The following is a 249-nucleotide window of genomic DNA, read 5'->3' as shown; positions in this document are numbered from 1 at the left end:
CTATTTGAATATCAGAAGTGGGAAGTAGCTGCACAATCAACCGCTAATAAAGCAAATGTTGACGATTGCGTTACATTACAAAATAATACGTTTGGTTGTGATATAACATTAAAATTGGCATGGTTAGAGAAACAAACGCAAATTTCTGCAACTTTCCAGCTCATTGAAGATAAATGGAAAATTATTAATATTCAAAAAAACCTTCCATAGTCTCTTGCAAAAAGCTAATCGGTTAACATAACTGTTTTA

General features: G+C 31.7%; 1 protein-coding gene. It reads left to right on the top strand.

Annotated elements, in window-relative coordinates; all coding sequences use genetic code 11:
* Positions 1 to 210, top strand: a 210-nt coding sequence (locus HBA93_RS22510) for a hypothetical protein (RefSeq protein ID WP_221724719.1), incomplete at its 5' end; no start/stop codon positions are given.
* Positions 211 to 249 lie beyond the last annotated feature (39 nt).

The sequence above is a fragment of the Ochrobactrum sp. SFR4 genome (genome assembly GCF_019730395.1).
Taxonomy (GTDB): Bacteria; Pseudomonadota; Alphaproteobacteria; order Rhizobiales; family Rhizobiaceae; genus Pseudochrobactrum.
The sequence above is the reverse complement of the archived record's forward strand: the minus strand, read 5'-3'. Positions and strand labels throughout refer to the sequence as shown.